21 protein-coding genes are annotated in these 24,720 nt (G+C 42.2%); 18 read left to right on the forward strand and 3 right to left on the reverse strand.

Annotation, left to right across the window (positions count from 1 at the left end):
• The first annotated feature begins 518 nt into the window (after positions 1-518).
• The 14 genes from WDM69_RS00630 (at position 519) to WDM69_RS00695 (ending at position 17,164) form a co-directional block, all read left to right on the forward strand.
• Entirely contained in the window at positions 519-1,565 is a 1,047-nt protein-coding gene (locus WDM69_RS00630) for a hypothetical protein (protein ID WP_078307669.1), read from the forward strand.
• Positions 1,566-1,805: 240 nt separating this feature from the next.
• Positions 1,806-2,561, forward strand: a complete 756-nt coding sequence (locus WDM69_RS00635; protein WP_240494911.1) for an ABC transporter permease — start codon at positions 1,806-1,808, stop codon at positions 2,559-2,561.
• Positions 2,562-2,579: 18 nt separating this feature from the next.
• On the forward strand, positions 2,580-3,251 hold the full coding sequence (locus WDM69_RS00640; protein WP_078307667.1) for an ABC transporter ATP-binding protein: 672 nt from the start codon (positions 2,580-2,582) through the stop codon (positions 3,249-3,251).
• The gene (locus WDM69_RS00645) at positions 3,229-4,338 is read left to right on the forward strand and encodes a capsule biosynthesis protein (RefSeq protein WP_169832907.1); all 1,110 of its coding nucleotides are present in this window, start codon (positions 3,229-3,231) and stop codon (positions 4,336-4,338) included. Before WDM69_RS00640 ends, WDM69_RS00645 begins: the two co-directional genes overlap by 23 nt.
• 35 nt (positions 4,339-4,373) lie before the next feature.
• Positions 4,374-6,173, forward strand: coding sequence for a polysaccharide biosynthesis/export family protein (locus tag WDM69_RS00650; RefSeq protein WP_240494910.1), 1,800 nt, complete (start codon positions 4,374-4,376; stop codon positions 6,171-6,173).
• Between the two features lie 44 nt (positions 6,174-6,217).
• Positions 6,218-8,566, forward strand: a complete 2,349-nt coding sequence (locus WDM69_RS00655) for a capsular polysaccharide biosynthesis protein (RefSeq protein ID WP_143823317.1) — start codon at positions 6,218-6,220, stop codon at positions 8,564-8,566.
• Positions 8,567-8,786: 220 nt separating this feature from the next.
• Positions 8,787-9,968 (forward strand): capsule biosynthesis protein, encoded by a 1,182-nt coding sequence (locus WDM69_RS00660; RefSeq protein ID WP_240494909.1) that lies wholly within the window; start codon positions 8,787-8,789, stop codon positions 9,966-9,968.
• A 130-nt stretch (positions 9,969-10,098) separates the two neighbouring features.
• On the forward strand, positions 10,099-11,898 hold the full coding sequence (lepA, locus tag WDM69_RS00665; RefSeq protein WP_078307661.1) for a translation elongation factor 4: 1,800 nt from the start codon (positions 10,099-10,101) through the stop codon (positions 11,896-11,898).
• A gap of 50 nt (positions 11,899-11,948) precedes the next feature.
• Complete coding sequence (gene lepB, locus WDM69_RS00670) at positions 11,949-12,851, forward strand: signal peptidase I (RefSeq protein ID WP_078307659.1); 903 nt, start codon at positions 11,949-11,951, stop codon at positions 12,849-12,851.
• Positions 12,852-13,079: 228 nt separating this feature from the next.
• Complete coding sequence (locus WDM69_RS00675; RefSeq protein WP_078307658.1) at positions 13,080-13,484, forward strand: DUF4845 domain-containing protein; 405 nt, start codon at positions 13,080-13,082, stop codon at positions 13,482-13,484.
• 86 nt (positions 13,485-13,570) lie between these two features.
• Entirely contained in the window at positions 13,571-14,335 is a 765-nt protein-coding gene (rnc, locus tag WDM69_RS00680) for a ribonuclease III (RefSeq protein WP_338755477.1), read from the forward strand.
• Between the two features lie 51 nt (positions 14,336-14,386).
• Positions 14,387-15,454 (forward strand): GTPase Era, encoded by a 1,068-nt coding sequence (era, locus tag WDM69_RS00685; RefSeq protein WP_411350631.1) that lies wholly within the window; start codon positions 14,387-14,389, stop codon positions 15,452-15,454.
• A 14-nt stretch (positions 15,455-15,468) separates the two neighbouring features.
• Positions 15,469-16,362, forward strand: a complete 894-nt coding sequence (gene recO, locus WDM69_RS00690) for a DNA repair protein RecO (protein WP_078307653.1) — start codon at positions 15,469-15,471, stop codon at positions 16,360-16,362.
• 43 nt (positions 16,363-16,405) lie between these two features.
• Positions 16,406-17,164, forward strand: coding sequence for a pyridoxine 5'-phosphate synthase (locus WDM69_RS00695; RefSeq protein ID WP_078307652.1), 759 nt, complete (start codon positions 16,406-16,408; stop codon positions 17,162-17,164).
• 54 nt (positions 17,165-17,218) lie between these two features.
• Here the strand turns inward: WDM69_RS00695 and murJ are convergent, their stop codons facing one another.
• The gene (murJ, locus tag WDM69_RS00700) at positions 17,219-18,769 is read right to left on the reverse strand and encodes a murein biosynthesis integral membrane protein MurJ (protein WP_078307650.1); all 1,551 of its coding nucleotides are present in this window, start codon (positions 18,767-18,769) and stop codon (positions 17,219-17,221) included.
• A gap of 40 nt (positions 18,770-18,809) precedes the next feature.
• Positions 18,810-19,436 carry a 1,6-anhydro-N-acetylmuramyl-L-alanine amidase AmpD gene (gene ampD, locus WDM69_RS00705; RefSeq protein ID WP_078307649.1) on the reverse strand — a complete coding sequence of 209 codons (627 nt, stop codon included), beginning with the start codon at positions 19,434-19,436 and terminating at the stop codon, positions 18,810-18,812.
• Positions 19,437-19,787: 351 nt separating this feature from the next.
• Here ampD and pyrE point away from each other — a divergent pair, with 351 nt between their 5' ends.
• Positions 19,788-20,462: an orotate phosphoribosyltransferase gene (gene pyrE, locus WDM69_RS00710; protein WP_078307648.1), complete on the forward strand. Its 675-nt coding sequence runs from the start codon at positions 19,788-19,790 to the stop codon at positions 20,460-20,462.
• A 117-nt stretch (positions 20,463-20,579) separates the two neighbouring features.
• On the opposite strand, the gene WDM69_RS00715 is transcribed toward pyrE, so the two are convergent.
• On the reverse strand, positions 20,580-20,948 hold the full coding sequence (locus WDM69_RS00715) for an MliC family protein (RefSeq protein WP_338755478.1): 369 nt from the start codon (positions 20,946-20,948) through the stop codon (positions 20,580-20,582).
• Between the two features lie 706 nt (positions 20,949-21,654).
• Here WDM69_RS00715 and WDM69_RS00720 point away from each other — a divergent pair.
• From WDM69_RS00720 to WDM69_RS00730, 3 genes are all read left to right on the forward strand, one after another.
• Positions 21,655-22,413 (forward strand): TSUP family transporter, encoded by a 759-nt coding sequence (locus WDM69_RS00720; protein ID WP_078307645.1) that lies wholly within the window; start codon positions 21,655-21,657, stop codon positions 22,411-22,413.
• Between the two features lie 120 nt (positions 22,414-22,533).
• Complete coding sequence (gene hemA, locus WDM69_RS00725; RefSeq protein ID WP_338755479.1) at positions 22,534-23,898, forward strand: glutamyl-tRNA reductase; 1,365 nt, start codon at positions 22,534-22,536, stop codon at positions 23,896-23,898.
• Between the two features lie 326 nt (positions 23,899-24,224).
• Entirely contained in the window at positions 24,225-24,719 is a 495-nt protein-coding gene (locus WDM69_RS00730; RefSeq protein WP_338755480.1) for a hypothetical protein, read from the forward strand.
• Position 24,720: the final 1 nt, after the last annotated feature.

The raw sequence follows: 24,720 nt of genomic DNA on the forward strand, positions 1-24,720 counted from the left end.
ATGCGTAGGGTGGTTTTTTATGCCCATCATTTTCTATCATAAGATTTTTGATCATAAGCTTTTGGTAAGTGGCCATCGTCAATTGTTGTTGTATGCACAGCAATTGACCAGTTACTTAACATAACATACATTAATATTTAACATACAATTAATTGGCTAAATCTTAACAAGAAAATCAAAATTAATCAGTATGATAAGCAACGCTTATGATTTACTTTAATTTGCTTTTTGGGCAACAAATAAAATATAAATTAGGTCGTTATTCTCCACCAACTTTAACTTGTTCGTGCTGTGGAAAATAACCGACAGTATTCCAAAAGATAGAGTAAATTGTAAAATAAGACAATGGGCTTGTGGTGCTTGTAACGCCACGTATGACAGAAGATAGTCAATGTAGCTTAATTTGGCTTAATACAGCCAAGAGTATTTTGTGTCTGGAACGTCAGACGCTAGCGGTAGGAAGCTCCTTGCTTGAGCAAGGGAAGTACGTCACTCAACAATCAAAAGGATGATCACATATGAGTATACAGACCATTCCAGCACGTCGCCCATCATGGCGGGGTATTTTTGCAGGTCTTATTATGGGACTTGTGGTAACGATGATTATGCTTGCAATATCGCTTATCGTTGGGTCTTTTTTAAGCCTTGATTTGCGTGGTGCAGGCATTGCTGCTGGCATTTATGCCATTATCACGGCATTGATTAGTGCTTATGTGGCAGGTTTTTTTGCTGTCAAAGCATCTGCACCTGAAGCACTGTTTGGCGATGGCACAGATATTTTGCCAAAAGATGCGGCACTAACAGGCATGTTAACAGCAGCCTGTATCGTGCTGTTGACCAGTTATGGTGCGATGAACAGTGCCACCAATATTTTATCAGGGGCATCAAGTGCCGTGGCCAGTACAGCATCGGGTGCGACCAGTGTGGTAGGTTCAGTTGCAAGTGGTGTGGGTGGTTTGGCAGTGGCAGGTGGTACAGCAGCCACACAAAATAATGAAGTCAGCTCTCGCATTGAATCTGCTTATCAAAGTGCCATGGGTAAGGTTAGCCGTGAAGACATTCAAAACTGGCTTGCTAAAAATACCGAACTTGATAATACTGAGATTGATGCCACCACCAGTGTGATTGAGCAAATGGTTAATCGTGAAGTACAAAGTCTATCAGCAATGGATTTTACGAACATTGACACATGGCAGAATCTTGATGAGCATCTAAAGTCTCGTGCTGCGTCTATTGAAGAGACGCTAAAAGGTGATGAATTGATTGCCAAATTACAAGCACAAGGCTTAAGTGAAGAAAAGGCCTTGCATGTACGCCAAACGGCAGTGGAAGCTTATAACGATGTGCGTGTCAGCACAGAAGAAAAAATTAACACTGCTAAAGCAGAAGTGTCACAAGCGATTGAAACAGCAAAAGACACTGCGCGCAAAACCGCTCTTTATGGTGGCTTATTTTGGTTGATCAGCACAATTTTGACCTTTGTGATGAGCATCACAGGCGCAAAAAATGCTGCCACCAAGTATCGCTTGACGTCACCATTAGTGGCACGTCGTGAAACACATTAATGATATATTGATGATACATTGATGACAAAGCGTCATACAGTAAACGTTTGATGTCATCAGTAAATCAGTCAATGGGTAAAAAACCTTTCTAAATGAAAGGTTTTTTTATTTATGGCTAAAAAGCTTTGGTTAAATATGCTATGATACTGAGCCAATTTACCCATTGTTGATGAGATGCCATTCATGTCTGTGCAACTTCCGCCTTATCGTCCTGTTAAACACCGCAGTGGCTTAAAGGTCATGGGTGCAGCGTTCCATGCTCTTTTGATGCGTGAGCTGCAGACTCGTTTCGGTGGTTACCGCTTGGGATATCTATGGGCACCTTTGGAAGTATTGTTTCAAGTCATGGTGTATCTTGTGATATTTGGTACATTAATGCAACGGGTATTGCCAGGCATGGATTATAAACAGTTTTTGGTAGTAGGCTTAGTGCCTTTTCAAATGATGTTGCGTATTGCTAATCGCTCATTGGGAGCGGCTGATGCCAATCAAGGTCTACTTATGTATCGTCATATTCGGCATTTTGATGTAATATTTGCCCGTTCTTTTCTTGAGTTGGTCATTTATTTTTTTACATTTGTATTATTGCTTGTGATATTTGCTTTTTTTGGTGTGTCATTTAGTTTGGCAAATTTACATATGGTTTTGTTTGCTTGGTTAAGCTTATTTTTATTTTCGTTTGGTTTGGCATTGATTTTGATGATTGTGGGATTTTATGGTGGTGAAATTAGTAAAATTATTGGCTTGATATTTACAGTTCTTTATTTTGCATCTGGTATTATTTATTCTATTCATATTGTGCCAAAGCCCTATTTAAATTATTTATTGTGGAATCCATTTATTCATAATATTGAAATGATGCGTCATGCAATATCTCCAAGCTATCCTGCTTATCATATTGATATGGTGTACTTCTTAAAATGGATGATTGGTATGAACTTTACTGGTTTATTGTTATATAAAGCATGTGAAAAAGATTTGATTAGAAGTCGATAAAATCAATAGTAGTAATTTATGATAAAAGTTAATCATATCACCAAATCTTTTATGACCTCTAAAGGTCGCCATTATTTGTTTAAAGATTTGAACTTAGTTATTGAAGATAAACAAAGTGTGGGTTTGCTCGGTCGTAATGGTGCAGGTAAATCTACTTTGTTGCGCATCATTTGTGGCTTAGACAAGCCTGATAGTGGCGAGGTGTGGACAAACTCAACCATTTCGTGGCCTGTGGGCGTGGCAGGTGGTTTTCAAGGCAGTTTGACAGGGCGCCAAAATGTGATGTTTGTATGCCGTTTATATTCCAGCAGTGATTTTATTGACGAAAAAATCAACTTTGTGCGAGAGTTTGCTGATATAGGTAAGTACTTTGACATGCCTGTTAAGAGCTATTCATCGGGCATGAAGGCCCGTTTAACTTTTGGCTTAAGCTTGGCGTTTGATTTTGATTATTATATGCTAGATGAAGTGGGGGCGGTGGGTGATGCCGCCTTTAGAAAACGCAGTGAAGAGATTTTACAAGCCAGACGAGAGCAAGCTGGATTTTTGGTGGTATCACACAACTTAGGTGATATTGAACGTAATTGTGATATCGGCATTGTCCTTATGAACCAAACTGCACAGGTATTTACTGACACAAAAGAGGCCATAGAGGTGTATCAAAATCATGTCCATCAAGCCAAAAAATAAAAAAATCATCAGCTTCTCTATATTTATTGGCTTGGTGATTATTCCGTGGGTGTTCATCATCGTTTATGTATTGATGATGGCTCATCCAAGATATGTGTCCACATCTAATGTAGTGGTTAAACAAGTCAGCGAGGCACAAGTACCAATGGGTACAGGAATTGCTGCATTGCTCGGAGCGAATAATACCAGTGTCGAAGATGCCAATTATCTGACTGAGTTCATCTTATCCAATGACATGGTTAAAAAGTTAGACAGTCGTTTTCATTTTCGTGAGACATATTTTATCGATGGTTCAGATCCTATCTATGAAATTGACCCCAATGCTACCCAAGAAGAGTTGCTTGAGTACTTTAAAAGTCGAGTACATATTGATTTAGATGAACAAACTCATATACTAACTGTCAGTACCGAAGGCTTTAATCCAAAATTTGCATTGGATTTAAACCAAGCCATCTTATCGGAATCTGAGCAGTTTGTGAATGCCATCTCTCAAGATATTGCTCAAGAGCAGTTGAAATTTGCTCAAGACCAATTAGACGAAGCAAAAGAACGCCTTGATGAATCCAAACAAGCTTTACTTACTTATCAAAATGAAAACCAAATATTTGACCCACAAATTAATGCGCAAACCATCAATCAGCTGATTGGGGGGCTACAGGCACAGCTGGCAAGTTTGCGTACAGAAGAACGACAACTGCTTAGTTATCTTAATCCAGATGCCCCACAAGTGGTATCCATTCGCAGTCAAATCAGTTCTGTTGAGACACAGATTGAAGAAGAAAAAGCCAAACTAACTTCGCCTAGTACCACCAAGCTTAACCGTCAGGCAATACAGTTTGAGAGTATTAAGGCAGATGTTGAGTTTGCTGCTGAATTGTACAAAATTGCTTTGTCTTCTCTTGAAAAATCACGTCTTGAAGCCTTTAGAAAAATGAAAAATCTCATTGTTTTATCTGCTCCGCATGAAGCACAAGAAGCACGATATCCCAGACAAGCTTATATTGTTTGGATATCATTGGTCTTATTATTAATATTTTATGGGTTTGTACGCTTGCTAATGGCGGTAATACGAGACCATAGTAACTGATGAACAATAAAGTTTTAATCATACGAGCGATTGTTATGGAAACTACCTTTTCTTATTCGTTGGCATTGGCGGTTACTTGGACAGCTACTTTGATGATACTGCCATCTATTAGTGCAAATGCTACCACAGCTACTCAAATAGCAGCCACTAATAACTATACTAGTGCTAATTATGCTACTTTTGCTAACCATATGCGTCAAAATGGTCAGGTAGGTCAGTATGATGTTGCCAGTGTTGTGCCAAACACCAGCGGCGTATCAACCCAAATAGCCTCTCAAGAGGCGATTGGTGCTACCAGTTTACCATCGCAGTCAACAATCAACACGGTTTATCCTTATCAAACGGTGGGCATTGAAGACAAGGTATTTGGTGAGCAGTTGTTTCGTGGGGCATTTGCCACCACATCAGGGTCTACTTTTAATAATAGTTATGTCATCAATCCTGGTGATAATGTACAAGTGCGTATGTGGGGGGCTTATCAGTTTGCATCAACCATGACGGTTGACCCACAGGGTAACATATTTTTACCTAATGTTGGACCTGTCAAGGTGGCAGGGGTACAAAATGGTAACTTACAACAGGTAGTTAATACCGCTGTCAGTCGTATTTACCGAGCGAATGTAGGAGTATATGCATCACTTGAGCAAGCCCAACCTGTTAAGGTGTTTGTGACAGGGTTTGTCAATCAACCTGGCTATTATGGAGGATTGGCAGCAGACTCGGTGCTGTCATATCTTGATCGTGCTGGTGGCGTTGACCCCAAACGTGGTAGCTATATTGATATTCAAATTCGCCGTAATGGACAAGTTATGCAACAGGTAAATCTATATGAGTTTTTATTAGAGGGTAATTTGTTGCCATTTTCGTTCCAAGATGGTGATGTCATCACCGTGGGAGCACAAAATAAAACGTTTACAGTCTTAGGTGAAGTGCAAAATCCTTATACTTTTGAGTTTGATTTAGATAATCTAACTATCGATAATGTGCTAAATGTTGTCAAACCTAAGCCAACTGCTACTAATGTTGCCATTACTCGTAGTTCAGGCAAGGCTAAAAAGTCTGAGTACTATGGCTTAAAAGAAGCTAAAAATGTGCCTGTTTATGATGGTGATGAATTGGTGATTACGTCTGATCGTTATGTAGACAGCATTGCCGTACAAGTGGTAGGGGCTCATACGGGTAATGGGGCAATGATTCTGCCATATGGGGCTAAACTACAAGATGTTGTGCCACAATTACAACCTAATTCATTGGCTAATCTATCACATTTAACTATCTATCGTGAGTCGGTTAAACAGGAACAAAAACGGCTGTTAAATAAATCATTAGACCGCTTAGAGCAAATAACATTAGCGACTCAATCAACCACTCGAGAAGAAGCGGCTCTGAGACAAGATGATGCCAATTTGATTAAGCAGTTCATTGCTAAAGCACGTACCATAGAGCCAGATGGGCGTGTTGTGGTTGTCCCAAACTCTTGGCAGGATATTATTTTACAGCAAGGTGATGTCATCGAAATTCCTGAACAAACATCAGTAATCATGGTCAATGGTCAAGTCAGGTCGCAAGGGGCATTAACTTTTAACGCTGATTTAACAGTGGGGGATTATATTGCTAAATCTGGTGGTTTTGATGATAATGCAAATACCAAAGAGATTTTAGTCATTCACCAAAATGGTGAAAATCAAGTAGTGAATGTTGCTTATCGTATCCAACAAGGCGACCAAATCATGGTTTTACCAAAAGTAAAAACCAAACATGTGGAGATTGCTCGAGGCATTACCCAAATTATTTATCAAATGGCAGTGGCAGCTAAAGTCATCTTAAATTTGTAACATGGTGTTAGCTTATTCCTGTGATTGCCATTAGAAATGATGCCATGACTGACTATAATGTAACCCATCAGCTGAATTTACCAGCGTGTCTTGCGGTGGTTGGTGATGGTATTTTAAAAAATAATGTCCTATTGCCCATTGCGTTAAGATGTCGATTGCAACGCTGGTATCCTTGGCATATGATCAATCCAAAGCCACAAGGTTTTATTGGTTGGGGAAGAAAAAAAAGTTTCCAGAGAGCCAGTACCATTGCCAATTTGATGCAAATGCCTGTATACAGTATTGAAGATGGTTTTTTGCGCTCACTTGATGGTGGTGTTAGCAGTCGCTATGGGGCAAGCTTTGTGGTCGATGACGTAGGCATCTATTTTGATTTAACCCAATCATCTCGTCTTGAAAAGCTTATTGTCCAGCGACTGCATCAGTTTGATAAAAAGCATCAGCAATATGCTAAACAGCTTATTCGAACTGTCTGTTCCTATCAGCTATCTAAGTATAACCATACATTATCTTGCCCCAATCTTGATACTTTGGTCAATGTTCAGCATTCTGCTGGTACCGTTCGTCATATTTTGTTGATTGATCAAGTGCAAGGTGATGCCTCCGTTACTGGGGCAAGTGCTGATGCCAATAATTTTGCTAAGATGTTAACCACCGCCATACAGCGTCATTCCAATGCCCATATTTGGATAAAGGCTCACCCTGCTGGTCGTGGATACTTTGCTAATCAAAATTTACCTAAACAGGTCAGACTCATCACTGATACAGTCAATCCGATTGCCTTGTTAGAGCAGGTCAGTGATGTTTATACCGTCAGTTCACACATGGGTTTTGAAGCGTTAATGTTAGGTAAAACCGTACATTGTCATGGCATGGCGTGGTATGCAGGATGGGGGTTGACTGATGATAGCCATATTAACCAAGTGGTGTTAGCAGAAGTAATACAAAGGCGACAAAAAATATGGACGGCTTTATATACACCAAACTTATATCATCAAAGTGTGAGTGTTGAACAATTATTCTACGCTGCTTATGTAGATTACAGTGTATATGCCGACCCTGCCAGTTTTCAAGCATGTGGCATTGAGGAAGTTATGGCATGGCTAATCACCAACCGACAATGGCAATTCAAATGGCAACGTATTTCACCTCAAAAAACAACAAAAAACGTGTTGGTCTATCATGTTAGCCGATGGAAAAAGCCATTTATTCAGGATTTCTTTTGCTCTACTCAAGTGCAACTGATGTGGCATGATCGCCCCAAATTCAGCATGTTGCAAATCCCATTAATACATCAGTCAATCACTAATATAATCAGAAAATTGATAAATTTTCTGTCGTCAAAGCATATCGATGCGTTAGTGGTATGGGGTATGGAGAAACGGTTACAAGTGGCGAATATTAAACAAAATATCAAACCAAAAGATGGCCACCAACAATTAACTATTTATTGCATGGAAGATGGCTTTATCCGCTCCAATGGGCTGGGAGCAACATTGCTTGCTCCTTTATCTGTGGTGGTTGATGGTCAAGGTATTTATTACAATGCCACCACTGCTTCTGATTTAGAAGAGTTGTTAATAAATTGTAATCCATTAACACCTCACCAAACCGCAAGAGTACAGATACTTTGGCAAACATTGCTTGAGCAAAAAGTGAGCAAATACAATGTGGGGCAATCGCTTGGCAGTAAACATACTTGGGTTCAACAACTTAAACAAAGCAAGCAAAAAAAGCTGCTTATTGTTGGACAGGTAGAAGATGACTTATCCATTAAATACTGTGGCTCAGTCATTACTACCAATCAAGATTTGATAGCCAGAGTACGACAAGATAATCCCCAAGCTTATTTATTATACAAACCGCATCCTGATGTGGAGATGGGGTTGCGTATGGGAAAGGTTCATCAGGTAGAGCTGTCATTGGTAGATGCAGTAGCAACAGATGTCTCTATTAATGATTGCTTGATGTGGGTAGATGAGGTGCATACCATCAGCTCACAAACAGGATTTGAAGCGTTATTACGTGGAAAAACAGTGGTGTGTTATGGCTTGCCATTTTATGCAGGGTGGGGGTTAACGGTAGATAAAGACATCAATCAATCACCAAAATGTGCCTATCTGGCAAGGCGACAAAAAAAACGAGACAAAGCATGCAATAATACCATACTGACCATGGAGCAACTGCTATATACGGTACTGATAGATTATCCTTTATATCGACTGCCAAATGGCTACGGATTGGCACAGGTAGAGCAAGTTATTGCTTATTTGTATGCTCATAATGCCGATGCGTTGCATAAGACAGGCATCAGCACAACCACCCATAAATCACGCAATGCCATGCGCTCAGTTGCAACCCAATTGATGATATTACGCCAACGTTTGCGTTAGCTGATTACTGATTGCTGATTAAAGATATCTGAGTTGTATGTGTATTGTGTATTTTAACTGTAAATAATGCCATCTAATGATATTAATATGTGGTACAATTTCTCCTGTTCTCCTGTTCTCCTGTTCTCCTGTTCTAGGCATACGTGTATTTTTAAAATGTATGTCTGCTAATATAACTTACATGTTTCTATAACAAAAGTATCTAATGAAGACAACCGCCATGCAGGCCTTATTAACCCATCGGCATGTGCTATTATTGCAGGGTAAGATGGGCATTTTTTTTCATCGTTTTGCCAGTTTCTTGCATACCCAGCACATTCAAGTGAGCAAGGTTAATTTTAATGCAGGTGATGCGTTTTTTTATCGGCACAAACCTGCTTATGATTATACTGGTACTGTGGCAGAGTTTGGTGACTGGTTGGCTCGGTTAGTGGCAGAACAACAGATTGATGCCATTGTCTGTTTTGGCGATTGTCGTCCTCGTCATGCAGTAGCTGCCCAATTCTGTCGGCAATCTGGTGTGTCTTTTTTTGTATTTGAAGAGGGCTATTTGCGTCCTGATTATATTACCTTTGAAGCTCATGGCATCAATGGATATTCTAAACTTGATGTCAATTCGGTAAAGCAATTATCAAAAATCAAATATCCATCTCCTATCTATACAAATAATTGTTTTTATCGGCTCATCATGGCGGCCATTTTGTATTATATATTGGTGTATTTTAGGCAACAGCGTTATCCACACTATCATCATTACCGTGATATGACTGTGTGGCAAGAAGCCACTGCTTGGCTGAAGGCTTTATGGCGTAAGCTTGTGTATTATGCTCATGACAAACGTTTACAAAGATATTTAAAAAGTCAGCAAAGTCATGCGTATTTTTTGGTTACCTTGCAAGTACATAATGATTCACAAATTACTCATCACAGCGATTATGATGATGTTCATGAATTCATAAGCGAGGTGATGGCAAGTTTTGCCAGCCATGCCGATGCCAAACACAGTTTGGTGTTTAAGCACCACCCGCTAGACCGTGGGCATCGCAATTATCGGATATTTATTGATAATTTGGCTAAACAACATGGATTGATGGGTCGGGTATTTTATGGTTGTGATATGCACTTGCCAACTTTGATTAAGCACAGCATTGGTATGGTAACAGTTAATAGTACCACGGGGCTACAATCCATTTATCATAAAAAACCTACCAAATTGATGGGTAGAGCCATTTATAATATACCTAAGCTTACTGATCAGCAGTCTTTAGATAAATTTTGGCAATACCCTACTCCTCCTGATGGTAATTTTTATTTGTATTTTCGTGCATATCTTATTCAAGAAACTCAGTTAAACGGCTCATTTTATGGACGTTCTGTTTGGATGAATGACTATCTTGAATGAATATTAGCGGTGATTAAGTACAAAATCTCTCCCCAGCCATCTTTTTCCTTGTTATAATCATGCCTATTTTGTTGGGCGTTTGCCCACAGTACTTGATTAATGTACTTTATCAACAGATTAGGCAGTATCCGTGACCGCATTAGCTCATATTCGAAATTTTTCTATCATTGCCCATATTGACCACGGTAAATCCACATTAGCGGACCGTTTTATTCAGATGTGTGGGGCATTACAAGACCGTGAAATGCAGGCTCAAGTACTCGATTCCATGGACATTGAGCGTGAGCGAGGCATCACCATCAAGGCACAGTCAGTAACTTTGTATTACAATCATCCCAATGGTGAACGTTATGAGCTGAATTTTATTGATACCCCAGGGCATGTGGATTTTTCTTATGAAGTGTCACGTTCATTGGCGGCGTGTGAGGGGGCGTTGTTGGTGGTTGATGCCGCTCAAGGGGTTGAAGCTCAATCAGTCGCTACCTGCTACACGGCAGTTGAACAAGGGCTTGAAGTATTGCCTGTGCTGAACAAAATTGATTTGCCCCAAGTTGAGCCTGAGCGAGTCATTCAAGAGATTGAAGACATCATCGGTATTGAAGCCATCGATGCCCCAAGAGTGTCTGCCAAATCTGGTGTGGGGGTTGATGAACTGTTACAACGGTTGATTGACTTTATTCCATCTCCTGTGGGTGATCGTGATGCGCCTTTGCAGGCGTTGATTATTGATTCTTGGTTTGATAATTATTTGGGTGTGGTGTCGTTGGTGCGTGTGCGTCAGGGGCGGGTCAAAAAAGGCGATAAAATCTATATTAAATCGACCAAAGAAGCTCATCCTGTGACGTCCATCGGTGTGTTTACACCGAAACCGCTTGAGACTGATGTCTTAGAAGCAGGTGAAGTGGGCTTTGTGATTGCAGGCATCAAAGACATTCATGGAGCACCTGTTGGGGATACCATCACCCATGAAAAAACGCCAGATGTTGACCGTATTCCAGGGTTTAAGCAAGCCACACCTCAAGTCTATGCAGGCATGTTTCCTGTTGACTCAAGTGATTTTGAAAAATTCCGTGATGCCTTACAAAAGTTACAAATCAATGATGCGGCATTGTTTTTTGAGCCAGACACATCAGATGCTTTAGGCTTTGGGTTTCGTTGTGGCTTTTTGGGCATGTTGCACATGGAAATTATTCAGGAGCGTCTGGAACGTGAGTACGATTTGGATTTAATCACCACTGCCCCATCGGTCATTTATGAAATTAAAAAGAAAAATGGTGACATTATCCATGTGGATAACCCATCAAGATTGCCTGATACAGGGGTGATTGATGAATTTCGTGAGCCCATCGCTCGCTGTCAGATACTTGTGCCACAAGATTATTTGGGCAGTGTGCTTACTTTATGTATTGAGCGTCGTGGTGTGCAGATAGACATGAAATTTATGGGAAAACAAGTGCAACTGATTTTTGATATTCCCATGGGTGAGGTGGTCATGGATTTTTTTGACCGTTTAAAATCGGTATCTCGGGGATTTGCATCACTTGATTATGGCTTTAACCGCTATGAACCTGCCAAACTTGTGCGTGTGGATGTGCTGATAAATGGCGATAAAGTCGATGCCTTGGCGATGATTTGTCATCATGACAATGCTCGTTATCGGGGCAATCAGCTGGTTGAAAAAATGAAAGAGCTTATCCCGCGGCAAATGTTTGATGTTGCCATTCAAGCCGCCATTGGCAGTCAAATCATCTCTCGCAGTACCGTCAAGGCCATGCGAAAAGATGTGTTGGCAAAATGCTATGGTGGTGATGTGTCTCGTAAGAAAAAACTACTGTCCAAGCAAAAAGAGGGTAAAAAACGCATGAAACAAGTGGGCAGTGTGGAAATTCCCCAAGAAGCGTTTTTGGCAGTGTTAAAGGTAGATGGTTGATGGTTTGTGATGCCATACATACTTTAACCCAATGATAACATAGGCTGGTTATGGATTTTGATTTTAATCTGATATTGGTGCCTGTCACCTTAATTTTGGGGTTAATTTGGCTTGCTGATAAGCTGATTTTTAAACAACGTCAGCAAAAAGGCAAAGGCAATGAAAACTTTGCCATCACTTGGGCGTATGATTTTTTTCCTGTATTGGCGGTGGTGTTGGTGGTGCGTTCGTTCATCATTGAGCCGTTTAACATTCCATCATCATCTATGGTGCCAACGTTATACACAGGGGATTTTATTGCGGTCAATAAATACGCCTATGGAATCAGATTGCCACTTATTTACAAAAAAATCATGGCGACAGGCAACCCTGAGCATGGTGATGTGGTGGTGTTTCGCTATCCTGAACAACCCAGTATTTACTATATCAAGCGTGTGATTGGTTTGCCAGGTGATACGGTGAGTTATGACAATGGCGTGCTAAGCATCAACGGCACTGCTTTATCAACGCAAGCGGTCAGTCATCAGCCACCAACTGAGCTGACTGAACAACTGTATCCTGCAGGTCAAGACATGGGAGGTCATCAATTAACCCAAGAAGAAGCGGTTCAGTTGGGTGTATTAGAAGAAACACATACTGAATATAAAACAGAAAAACTTGGTCAGCATGGTTACCGAGTACGCTATTTAGAGGGTATTAATAGCTCACAATATGGTGAATTTTTACAGCAGGCATCGCCAGAGGTGCTTGCCAGTGGGGGTAAGAGTTGGCAAATTAGCGTACCAGAAGGGCATTATTTTGTCATGGGTGATAACCGAGACCGCAGTCAAGATGGGCGTTTTTGGGGATTTGTGCCTGATGCTAACTTAGCAGGTAAAGCCGTGTATGTCTGGATGCACAAAAAACCAGGGTTCAACTTACCAACGTTTACTCGTAATGGGCAGATTGATTAGGAAATGCTTAAGAGCGTGCTTGGCACAGGCAAACCAGCAATTGCATAAAAATGGCATAAAAGATGCAATCATAAAAGGTATCATCATATATCATATAAAGGTGCAATGGGCTGAAACATCAAGAGACTAAAATTGCAATTGACTGAGAGACACGCCACAGTGCGTATCATTGACAGCAACCGCAAATATTGATTTTAACGATATGTTTGATAAAGGGGAGAAAATGCCATGAATGCAAATTTTAATTTACAATTGCCCAGCCAACAGCAAGGAGCAAGTGTGACTGGTGTTGTGTTTGGCATCATTGCTGTTGTGGTGTTTGTTAAATTGGGCATGGCAATCATTCCTGCCCATATTGGTGATTATCAACTCACCAAAGCCTTAGCAATTGAGCTAAAAAAAGCCAATGATAACAAAGAAACCAAACAGCAATACTTAACCAATATCCAAAGACAGTTACAAATCAACGCCAACTATGATACTAAGGCTGAAGATGTGATTAAATTCATCAGCGATAAGCCAGGTAATCTAAAAATCAAAAAAGACTATACCGTGGTGAATAATTTTTTTGCCAATGTGGACATTGTGAATCATTTTGAAGGTGAAATCACCGCTGCCGATGCGTCTAATTAAGTGTCCATGGTTAGCTAAATATGATAACGCATTTGTGGTGCTGATTTTTTTATGAGTTATCAAATTTTTTTGTTATCGTTGTTTTTATGAATAAATCGCCTGATAAAATACCCAAAGAGTTTGTGAACAATCTGTCTGCTTTGATGGCAAAACTTGGTTATGAATTTGTTAATCAAGCCTTGCCATATCAGGCCTTGATGCACCGCTCTTATGATTCTGTTCATAACTATGAGCGGTTGGAGTTCTTGGGTGATGCTTTGTTGGGCATGATTATCGGCGAAGCCTTGTATCAGCGTTATCCTGAGCATAAGGAAGGCAAACTCACCCGCATGCGTGCCACTTTGGTGCGTCAAGAGACGCTGGTACAGATTGCTCATCGGTTGTGTCTGCCTAACCATTTGATTTTGGGCGTGGGTGAACGTAAAGGTGGTGGGCGTAAGCGTCCTTCTATTTTGGCAGATGTGGTTGAGTCACTGATAGGGGCGATTTATCTTGACAGTGGGGATATTCATGTGGTGCGTGCGTGCGTGCTTGAGTGGTATGGTGATTTGATTGACAGTGTCAGTGAACAAAAACTTCTAAAAGATGCCAAGAGTCGCTTGCAAGAATGGTTACAAGCCAAACAAATGCCCTTGCCCATTTATGAGTTGGTAGAAACTCAAGGCAATGCACCGAACCAAGTATTTTTGGTCAGTTGTCGAGTGGGCATTAGAGGCTGTTCAGATATTGTGCAGTCTGGTGAAAGTCGCCGTATTGCTGAGCAAAAAGCAGCTGAACTGATGATTAACCAACTTAACAAATTACCTAAGGCGTTACTTAACTCAAATTCCAAGTCCAAAATCTTAATTTAAACTTATCTATGTGATTGCTCATTTTACCCCCATACAAGAAACCATCAGCCAATGACTAACCAATCTCAACATACCATCAATACCAATGCTCATGATAAAAGCCAGCAGTCAGGCAAAGAGCAAAGGCAATCTCAAGACACACATCATCAAGCCAAGCAGGAGACGGTGATTGATGCTTTTTTTCAAAATGAAGCCAATGATAACGATTTTCGTGCAGGGTATGTGGCGATTGTCGGTCGCCCGAATGTGGGTAAATCGACTTTAATGAATCATTTGCTTGGGCAAAAGCTTTCCATCACGTCTCGAAAACCACAGACCACTCGTCATCGCATTCACGGTATTTTGTCAACCGACAGCATGCAAGCGGTGTTTGTTGATACGCCTGGTATTCATCATAACCAAGTTCGTGCCATCAATGAACGCATGAATCAAGCAGCTGTGTCGGCGTTGGTAGATGTGGATTTGGTGCTGTTTGTGGTGGACTCTGACCAGTGGCGAGAAGATGATTTGCTCACCTTACAAAAAATTGGTAATACTGACCTGCCTGTGGTATTGGTGATTAATAAAGTAGATACCTTAAATGATAAATCAGCATTATTACCACTGATGGATACTTTTCAAGAAAGCTTTGATTTTACTGACATTGTGCCTGTCTCTGCCCTTAAAAACCAAAATACCAATCGTCTGGTACAAATCATCAAAAGCCATTTGCCTAAGTCTGCTCCCATTTATGATACCGAGCAGATTACTGACCGTTCGGAACGGTTTTTAGCAAGTGAAATTATCCGAGAAAAAATCATGCGGTCAGCAGGCGATGAAGTGCCTTATGATTTGACCGTACAGATTGACACCTTTAAAGATGAACCTGCCCATAAAGATGCCAAAACAGGCAAAATGCGTCAAGCAGTAACCTTTATTGATGCCACCATTTTTGTTGAGAGAAAAGGGCAAAAAGCCATTGTCATCGGTGATAAAGGCAGTCGTATCAAGCAAGTGGGCATTGATGCACGCCAAGACATGGAGAAGATGTTTGACAAAAAGGTGATGCTCACCCTTTGGGTCAAAGTCAAACGTGGCTGGTCTGATGATGAAAGAGCCTTGAGTAGTTTGGGTTATTAGCATCATCACACACCATGCGTCATCAAGCACTCATCGGCTATGTGTTGCATCATAAGGCTTATCAAGAAAAGCGTGCTTTGTATCACCTATTTACCCCAACGCATGGGGTGGTACATGGTGTGGGCAAAAAAGGCATGCCTTTACTCACTCGCATGACCTTGTTTGCCACTGGCAAAGGTGGACTTAAAACGTTTAGTCAGCCACAACCACAACACAACCGCACAAACTTAGGGCAAATCACAGGGCAGAATCTGTATGGAGCGTTGTATGTCAATGAACTGCTTTGGCGAGTATTGACTGTAGAAGACCCCATGCCTATGCTGTGGTGGGCTTATGAACAGACGCTGATGTTATTGGCAAATGCTTGTCAAAACAGCCATAACAGTCAAAACAACCATAACGGTCAAAACAGCCACACACTGTTGCCATTGGCGTATATATTACGTTGTTTTGAAAGTCTGTTGTTTGCTGAATTGGGCTATGGCATCAGTTTTGTGATTGATGAAAAAGACAATGCCATTTTACCCACACAACATTATTGCTATCATGTGAATAAAGGCTGGGTGCGATTGACCAAATTTGAAGCGTCATCATCTGGCAGTTGCCAAAGAGCTTGGCTGGGTGCAGATGTCTTGAAGTTGGCAATGGTTAACGAGAAGTTAGCATATTTTCGTTTGTGTCATGTTGATGACTTTGGTCGTGATGATGTTGGTTGTGATGATGTGCCAAGTCATGCGATGATAGACGCTCAATTTGTCGAGATGTTACATGCTTGGTTTGCCTTGATACAGCCAGTGATGCCTGCTTGGACACAACTGCATCGGCAAGTGGTGGACAGTTTGTTAGATGATAAGCCTTTGCAAAGTCGCAAACTCTGGCAACAGCAACGCCGTTTTTTATCGCCCTAATTTTCTTTTATAAAATCATCTTGGTATAAAAAAAGGATTTGTTATGAACAGCCCCAATCTTGGTGTCAATATCGACCACATTGCCACCCTACGCCAAGCCCGTGGGGTGAATTACCCAGACCCTGTACAAGGTGCATTAATCTGTGAGCAAGCAGGGGCAGATGGCATCACCCTGCACTTAAGAGAAGACCGCCGTCATATCCAAGATGATGATGTCAAACGCATAAAAGATGCCATTAGCATTGCCATGAATCTTGAAATGGCGGCGACTGATGAGATGCTGATTATCGCCAAGCAAATCCAGCCCGATTGGGTGTGTCTGGTGCCAGAAAAACGAGCTGAGCTGACCACAGAAGGGGGGCTGAATGTGGTGGGGCAGTTACAGTATTTGCATGGCTATGTGGCAAATTTGCAAGCAGTCGGTTGCCAAGTGTCTTTATTTATTGATGCTGATATCGCTCAGATTGATGCTGCCGCAACCATAGGGGCAAATGCGATTGAAATTCATACAGGGGCATATGCCGAAGCAGGGCTGGCAGGTAATCAGCACTTACAGACAGCTGAATTGACTCGCATCATCAATGCAGTCAACCACAGCAGACAGATTGCCCCTAACATGTTGGTGAATGCAGGGCATGGGTTAACTCGAGATAACGTAACCGCCATCGCCCAAATTGATGGCATTAATGAGTTGAATATCGGTCATGCGTTAATCGCTGATGCGGTATTTATGGGACTTAGCCAAGCCGTACAAGCGATGAAAAAAGCGATGAATAACGCAGATAATGATGAATTTGGTTGATGCAAACTTTTAGTTCATTTAGATGCGATGGCTTAGATGGATAACTTGTGCTAACTAGCCATGTCTAAGATGTCTTGGGCGAAAGCCTGTGATAAGTAGCACCACCCCATACACCATTGCCCCCAAGGCACTGATGATAAGTACCGCAAGTAAGCGTTGCCACTGCATCGCATGGGTTGGGAAGTAGGGCATCAACAGATACAGACTGCCCACCATCGCCAATGTCGCCACAGCAAATTGAGCAAATAATTTATACCAATGACGCTCAAAACAAAACACCCCACGCCGATGTAAAAAGTAATACAACAACCCAGCATTGACAAACGATGCACCTGTGGTTGCTAACGCCAATCCACCATGTAGTGGCAGTTTGAGATGATGATAAATCGCAATGAACAGCACGCTAAACAGCATGTTGGCAAAGACTGAAGCGATGCCTATTTTGACGGGCGTTTTGGTGTCTTGACGAGCAAAAAATGCAGGGGCAAAAATCTTAATCAGCATAAAACCTAAAATACCCCCTGACAGACTTTTTAGGGCAATGGCACTCATCTTGGCATCGTGCAAGGTGAACTCACCACGCAAAAACAACGCCTGCATGAACACATCTGACAGCACCCACATGGCGACACTGGCAGGCAGCCCCACCAGCACAATCAACCGTGCTGCCCAATCCAGCGTTTTTTTAAAATTCATATCGTCTTTTTTGGCTTCGCTGGCAGACAAGCTTGGCAATATCACTGTGCCTATCGCCACACCGATTAGCCCAAGTGGAAGCTCACTCATTCGCTCAGCGGCATACAACCACGACACCGAACCACCCACCATCAAAGACGCAAACACGGTATTTAACAACAGATTTATCTGGGTTACTGACACACCAAAAATGGCAGGCAACATCAGCTTTAAGATGCGTTTGACCCCTTCGTGTTGAAAGTTAATTTTAGGGGCGACCAACAACTGTTGTTGCCAAAGTTGAGGCAGTTGGATAAGCAGTTGTAACAAGCCAGAAACGGCAACCGCATAACCCAATGCCATGATGGGGGTGGCAAACATCGGAGCAAATATCAACGCCCCTGCAATCATACATAAGTTAAGCAACACAGGGGCAAAGGCAGGAGCAGCAAAACGCCCATAACTTTGTAAAATACTGCCAGCAAACGCCGTCATGGAGATGAACAACAAATAGGGGAACGTCAACCGTAAAAGCTGACTGGCGGCAGTAAATTTATCTGGTTCAGCCACAAATCCAGGAGCAAATAAGGTAATCACCCAAGGAGCAAGCAAGATGACCACTGCCGTCAACAGGGATAATATCAACATCAACGCCCCAGACACACGGCTAATCAGCAGTTGCACTTCGATTAGGTTATATTTTTCTTTATATTCGCTGAGTACTGGCACAAAGGCTTGGCTAAATGCCCCTTCAGCAAACAAACGTCGCAAAAAATTGGGTATTTTAAAGGCAACCAAAAACGCATCCATCAAGCCACCTGCTCCAAACACACCCATCAGCACCATGTCTCTGACCAGCCCTAGGATACGTGATAACATGGTCATGGAGCTGACGACCATAGTTGAGCGGAATAAATGACTTTTTGCCATGATGACCTTTTTTGTTCAAAATTAGGTGATTATAGCATTTCTATGGGTGGTGCGATTTGGTTTCATTTGGCTGTTTATCTGAAGTTTGGGCAGCCAGCCTTTTTGCCACTTGCTGACGCAACCGCCCCCAATCAAAATGTTCCCCTGGGTCGGTTTTGCGATTGGGAGCGATGTCGCTATGTCCTGTCAGATGTCGGCGTGTGGCAGGATAGCTGTCGTATATCGCCACAATCAGCTGGGCCAGCACATCGTATTGCTTGGGGGTGAATGGTTGATAATCACTGCCTTCAAGCTCAATACCGATGCTAAAATCATTACACTGAGTTTGCCCAAGATAAGCGGAATGTCCTGCGTGCCATGCTCGCTTATCCAAATTGACAAACTGAGTCATCATGCCATCTCGTTCAATAAACACGTGGGCAGATACTTGTATGCCTTTGATGGATTTAAAATAAGGGTGGGAATCCCAATGAAGCTGATTGGTAAACAGTGCCTTGACATGATGCAGACCGTTGGCATCAGTTTGAGCAAATTCATCTGGTGGTAGGCTGATGTTGTGAATGACAATGGCTCGGATACAGGTATTGTCTGGGCGGTCGTTGTGGTTGGGGGACGGCAATTGTTTGGCGGTGCTGATGATGCCATCTTCAATATGGATAATAGACATAAGTTTTGTAATCCTAAACATGCGTTTTTTAGTTTGTCATCATTTGCTGAGCCACAATCACCTGATATCATCGCCTTGTTGGTGTCAATGATTGGTGTCAAGGTAACAACAAATGTTAAGATAACAACAAAATTGTGGCAGACCACATTTAGGGCGACAGATTGGCAATCGATTGCCAAGATTGGTGTGTGATATGATACCATACAAGCAGCAAGGCACAATCACCACAGCCATACCATTATTTGTCTGACTACCCATGATGAATCATCAACACGCTTTCATATCAACACACTTTAATTTTAATATAGAAAAACCATGGCAAAGACCCATGGCAAAAAGATAGGAAAACCCATGACCAAATCAGCTGACCATACCACACAAGACTTTACCCCATCTGCTTTTATCCAAACTGCCCTAGACAATGATGTGTTAAAGTTTGGTGAGTTTACTTTAAAATCAGGGCGAGTTAGCCCTTATTTTTTTAATGCTGGACTGCTTGCCACAGGACAAGCATTAAGCCTATTGGCTCAAGGTTATGCCAATGCGTTAGCCAAAGTTACACAAGACTCAAAACAGTTGGTGATATTCGGAGCGGCATATAAAGGCATTCCGTTTGTTGCTGCCACCGCCCAAGCACTTTGGCAACACCATGGCATCAATGCCCAATGGGGATACAACCGCAAAGAAGCCAAAACGCATGGCGAAAGTGGCAATTTGGTGGGGGCGAATTTGACAGGCAAATCAGTTTGGATACTCGATGATGTCATCACCGCAGGCACAGCAATGCGTGAAGTGATGGCACTATTAGATGGCGTGGGGGCAAGTGTGGCGGGCATCATTGTCGCCCTTGACCGCAAAGAAAAAGGACAAACGGACACATCTGCCATGCTTGAGTTGCAACAACAGCTGAATGTGCCTGTACAAGCATTGGTAAGCATTGATGACTTAATAAACCACCTACAAACCCATGAACAAACTGAGCATTTACAAAAGATGCTGGCATATCGTGAGCAGTATGGCGTTTGAAGTTGGCTTTTATCGTCTCAACGTTATGGTAAAAAAAGCCCTAACCACACTTGGCTAGGGCTTTATCAGTCATTGCTTTTGGCTTATTTTTGCCAAGAAGCTATTTTTACCATAAGGCTATTTTTGACAAGAAACTGCGTACTCGTTGCCATCAGTGGCAATGATGCTTAAAATGCCCATGTCGCCTTTGGTGTGCCACTCATAAGTAGAGTTGGGGTTGGTGTCATTGACAAAACGCATGCCACTGGCAGTAACGGCATTTTTTAAAGTAACGGCTTGATTGTCTAAGCCTAGCTCTGGCATGGTGATGGTCAGGTTTGCCCAGTCGCCATTGGTGGCATATTGAGCGTTGACGTTAGCGTCGTTTTCACAAGTGAAACTTTCTATTTGACCAACCGTGGTGGCAACAGGTGGCGTGGTGGCACAAGCGGCTAATAAAGCAACCGCAGGGGTGGCGATGATAAGTTTGGTTAAGTTTTTCATCATAATGACCTCAATGATTAAAGTTGTTGGTTAACGTTGTTTATGATTGACATACTCCCACCACCAAACCTAGCGGTTATGATGGGGGAATCTTTGCGACCCATAACAACCCAAGCTTAGATTGAGTTGCTACCTTTCGTCATGCCACCATCGCTGAATAGTATCGGCATGAGAGAACTCTTTATACAACACTAAGTCCTAGTGCATCAGCTAACGCTTGCTTTTTATGGTTCTTTACCATGTTTTTTACACCCAAATCTTCAAGTGCATGACTGGTAGCTTGGTTTTCGCAAATCAGTTTATGCGTGAATTTATGGTGTTTATATGGTGTCAGTCTAAATGCTGGTTGCGTACTTTTTCATGAATACGAGCAACGGCTAACTTTTTGAAATATGGGTATAATTTAGCATTGTTTTTATTTAGTGTCTATGACATCGAAAAACAACAACGCCCTGATTAGGTCGCCTGTGCTTACATCTCCACCTAAATCAAAGATTATGGGTGGAGAATTACGCACGATGAGTTAAACAAACATGGTTGTATGTTAAACCTAATTTAGGTAATTAACTGTAGCTAAATGTAATAAAAGCGTAATGCTTTTTAAAGCACTTTTATGAAGACATTTTAATAAAAGATATGATATTAAAGAACTTTTAATTTAAGCCAGTGGCTTTACGGGATAAGTTTGCATGGTAGACATGTCGATAGAATGGTAGACATGTCGATAGAAATGATATTGGCATTGGTGATGGTGGCAGGTATGGCAGGATTTATTGATGCCATTGCTGGCGGTGGTGGCTTGCTGACCATTCCTGCATTATTGCTTGCCAATGTACCGCCTGTGATGACGTTGGGAACAAACAAACTGCAAGCCACTTCAGGGGCGTTGGCAGCGTCCATCACCATGATAAAAAAAGGCATGGTGAAGCCAAAAGAGCTGACGATTGCCATCATCGCCGCCTTTATCGGCTCAAGCTTAGGCACGATGGCCGTTCAATTGTCATCGCCAGAGCGGTTAAAGACGCTCATTCCGTTTTTGATTGCTGTCATTGGCATTTATACCTTGTTTGCCCCAAGTCTTGGTGATGTCGAGCCCCAACCAAAAATCAGTGAAAGCACATGGCAACGCATCATAACGCCAATCATTGGCATGTATGACGGTTATGTCGGTCCAGGCACGGGCATGTTTTTTGCTCTTGGCAATGTGGCGTTGCGTGGACGACACATCATCGTGGCAACTGGGACGGCTAAGGTGTTGAATTTGGCAACCAACACCGCTTCATTGATGTTTTTTATTGTGGGGGGAAATGTCCTATGGAAAGTGGGGCTTGCCATGATTTTGGGGCAAAGTATCGGGGCGTATTTTGGCTCACACATGGTTGTTAAAGGTGGTGGCAAACTTATCCGCCCCGTGATTGTGCTTATGTGTTTGGCGATGCTGAGTAAATACGTCTTTTTTGACTCGTGAACATCGCTTATGAACATCGCTTATGAACATCGCTTATGAACATGGGGCGTTATCAATGCTATAATATGCCGTTTATTTAATCATAAACCCTCAAACGGTTAATTATCGGTTCTGTTATACATGAAACTTGTGGTCGTTGGTGTCAATCATAAAACTGCTCCCATTGCTTTGCGTGAAAAATTGGCGTTTGCCTCTGACGACATGCCAACAGCTTTGGCACAACTGTCTGGCATCACCGCCGCCAGCGTTATTGTCTCCACTTGCAACCGCACTGAGATTTATGCCCTTGCCAAAGAGCCAAACCACATAAACCCCAATAACCAAACCAGCAATCAAGCCAGTCAAGTGAATAGAATCAACGACGCATGGCTAACCCAAACCCTAAACGCCATCTATCAATGGTTGGCAGATTATAAAGGCATATCACTCACAAGTTTAAGCCCCTATTTGTACAGCCACAAAAATACCCAAGCCATGACCCATTGGATACGAGTCAGTGCTGGGCTAGATTCGATGATATTGGGCGAACCGCAGATATTGGGGCAGATTAAGCAAGCTGTTAGCCAATCACTTGAGCTTGGATATGTCAGCAGTGCTTTTGGTTGGCTTGCTGACCAAGTGTTTTGGGCAGCCAAAAATGTCCGCCATAACACCCAAGTTGGCTCACAAGCCGTTACCTTAGGGTTTGCCGCCGCCAAACTGGCAATGCAGATATTTCATGATGTGTCGAAATGTACCTTACTGGTGGTGGCAGCAGGGGAAATGAATCGTTTGGTTGCCAGTCATATTGCAGGTTTGGGTGTACAGCGTATCATCATTTGTAACCGCAGTGCTGACAATGCCAAGCTGTTGGCAGATGAGCTGGCAAGCATTGCCCCACATTGCCAAATAGACGCACAGCCATTGACCGCATTGGCAAATGGCTTGGCACAAGCGGACATTGTCAGCAGTTGTAGTGGCAGTATGCACACGCTCATTGATTTATCCATGACTCAACAAGCCCTAAAGATAAGGCGACATCGCCCCATTCTTATGGTCGATTTGGCTGTCCCTAGAGACATTGATGAGCGAGTCAGTTTACTTGATGACATCTACTTATATTCAGTTGATGACTTGCAGCATGTCATCGCAGGTAACCTAGAACAACGTCGTCAAGCCGCTGTTGATGCTGAGATGCTGGTGTCGCAGTTGGTGCTGGACATTGAACGGCGGTTATCGGTGCGTCGTGTTGGCTCAGACATTCACACCTATCGTCAAATGGCAGAGCAACACGCTCAAACCTTACTAAAGCAAGCCCTTATCCAACTAAAGCAAAGCAACACCACCGCCGAAGACGTACTCACCGATTTTAGCCAACGCCTTACCCAAACCCTCACCCATGCCCCATCAAAACTGATGCGACACATGGCAGAACAAGGTGATGACCAACTTCTAAATGATGTCATCAGAACCCTAAAAACGGCTTATCGCCCCCCATCATCTTAGCAAAAAACATCTAAATAACATCAAGTAAATAATATCAAGATTGAAGCCACTTGACTGAAATGCGTTGTTTTTACTGTGTTGTTTTGATTTTATTGTTTATGGCTATTTATGGGTGATTGTTTTATGGGTGATTGTTGCTTGTCAGCATTCTTAATGGTCTTATCTTGTCTTATGATGGTGGTTAATGTACCATACATGATGATGGCTAAAAGTCTTTGGTTGGTGATGGGAATGGATTAATCCACACGCCACAATGTTAGAATGTTAGCTACTAATGTTAATTAATTGTCGTTAATTGATTGTCAACTGATTTGATGGGAATGAATATGAATAAAAAAGTGATGATGCTGGTGATGACTTTGGGATTATTTCAATTAACTGCATGCAGTGTTACGCATGGCACACAAATGACTGCCCAACAAATCACATCGATTCATAAAGGAGTAACCAGCGAAGGACAAATTCGCCAAATGTTTGGTGAACCTGTGGAAAAACAACGCCTTAGCAACGGTCTGACACGCTTGATTTATCGTTACGATAATAGCTCACAAATCATGAAAAGCTTGGCAGGTGCAGGTGGTACGTTGCTTGGTGGGGTGTTGGGTTATCAAGTTGGTGGTGGCTCAGGTCAAGCTTTAGCAACCGTGGCAGGGGCTGGTATCGGCGGTGCGTTATCTGAAAATGCGGTTACTGCTCGCAAACAAGAACAAATTTTGATTATTTATATCAATCAGCGTGGCGTTGTTCATGACTATGAATTTACTGAAAATAGCTCACGCAGTCAATCTTGGGGCATTGGTCAAGGTGTCAAACCTTTGTAAT

This window comes from Lwoffella lincolnii (assembly GCF_037201985.1).
Taxonomy (GTDB): domain Bacteria; phylum Pseudomonadota; class Gammaproteobacteria; order Pseudomonadales; family Moraxellaceae; genus Psychrobacter; species Psychrobacter lincolnii.

Bases quoted from the DNA above. Each gene is read 5' to 3' on its own strand.
- WDM69_RS00650 (WP_240494910.1), top strand. From the start codon at position 4,374: ATGGAAACTACCTTTTCTTATTCGTTGGCATTGGCGGTTACTTGGACA.
- WDM69_RS00655 (WP_143823317.1), top strand. From the start codon at position 6,218: ATGACTGACTATAATGTAACCCATCAGCTGAATTTACCAGCGTGTCTT.
- WDM69_RS00730 (WP_338755480.1), top strand. From the start codon at position 24,225: ATGAATAAAAAAGTGATGATGCTGGTGATGACTTTGGGATTATTTCAA.
- recO (WP_078307653.1), top strand. From the start codon at position 15,469: ATGCGTCATCAAGCACTCATCGGCTATGTGTTGCATCATAAGGCTTAT.
- WDM69_RS00645 (WP_169832907.1), top strand. From the start codon at position 3,229: ATGTCCATCAAGCCAAAAAATAAAAAAATCATCAGCTTCTCTATATTT.
- WDM69_RS00695 (WP_078307652.1), top strand. From the start codon at position 16,406: ATGAACAGCCCCAATCTTGGTGTCAATATCGACCACATTGCCACCCTA.
- WDM69_RS00715 (WP_338755478.1), bottom strand. From the start codon at position 20,948: ATGATGAAAAACTTAACCAAACTTATCATCGCCACCCCTGCGGTTGCT.
- WDM69_RS00640 (WP_078307667.1), top strand. From the start codon at position 2,580: ATGATAAAAGTTAATCATATCACCAAATCTTTTATGACCTCTAAAGGT.
- hemA (WP_338755479.1), top strand. From the start codon at position 22,534: ATGAAACTTGTGGTCGTTGGTGTCAATCATAAAACTGCTCCCATTGCT.
- WDM69_RS00660 (WP_240494909.1), top strand. From the start codon at position 8,787: ATGCAGGCCTTATTAACCCATCGGCATGTGCTATTATTGCAGGGTAAG.
- lepB (WP_078307659.1), top strand. From the start codon at position 11,949: ATGGATTTTGATTTTAATCTGATATTGGTGCCTGTCACCTTAATTTTG.
- ampD (WP_078307649.1), bottom strand. From the start codon at position 19,436: ATGTCTATTATCCATATTGAAGATGGCATCATCAGCACCGCCAAACAA.
- rnc (WP_338755477.1), top strand. From the start codon at position 13,571: ATGAATAAATCGCCTGATAAAATACCCAAAGAGTTTGTGAACAATCTG.
- WDM69_RS00630 (WP_078307669.1), top strand. From the start codon at position 519: ATGAGTATACAGACCATTCCAGCACGTCGCCCATCATGGCGGGGTATT.
- era (WP_411350631.1), top strand. From the start codon at position 14,387: ATGACTAACCAATCTCAACATACCATCAATACCAATGCTCATGATAAA.
- pyrE (WP_078307648.1), top strand. From the start codon at position 19,788: ATGACCAAATCAGCTGACCATACCACACAAGACTTTACCCCATCTGCT.
- WDM69_RS00675 (WP_078307658.1), top strand. From the start codon at position 13,080: ATGAATGCAAATTTTAATTTACAATTGCCCAGCCAACAGCAAGGAGCA.
- WDM69_RS00720 (WP_078307645.1), top strand. From the start codon at position 21,655: ATGGTAGACATGTCGATAGAAATGATATTGGCATTGGTGATGGTGGCA.
- murJ (WP_078307650.1), bottom strand. From the start codon at position 18,769: ATGGCAAAAAGTCATTTATTCCGCTCAACTATGGTCGTCAGCTCCATG.
- WDM69_RS00635 (WP_240494911.1), top strand. From the start codon at position 1,806: ATGGGTGCAGCGTTCCATGCTCTTTTGATGCGTGAGCTGCAGACTCGT.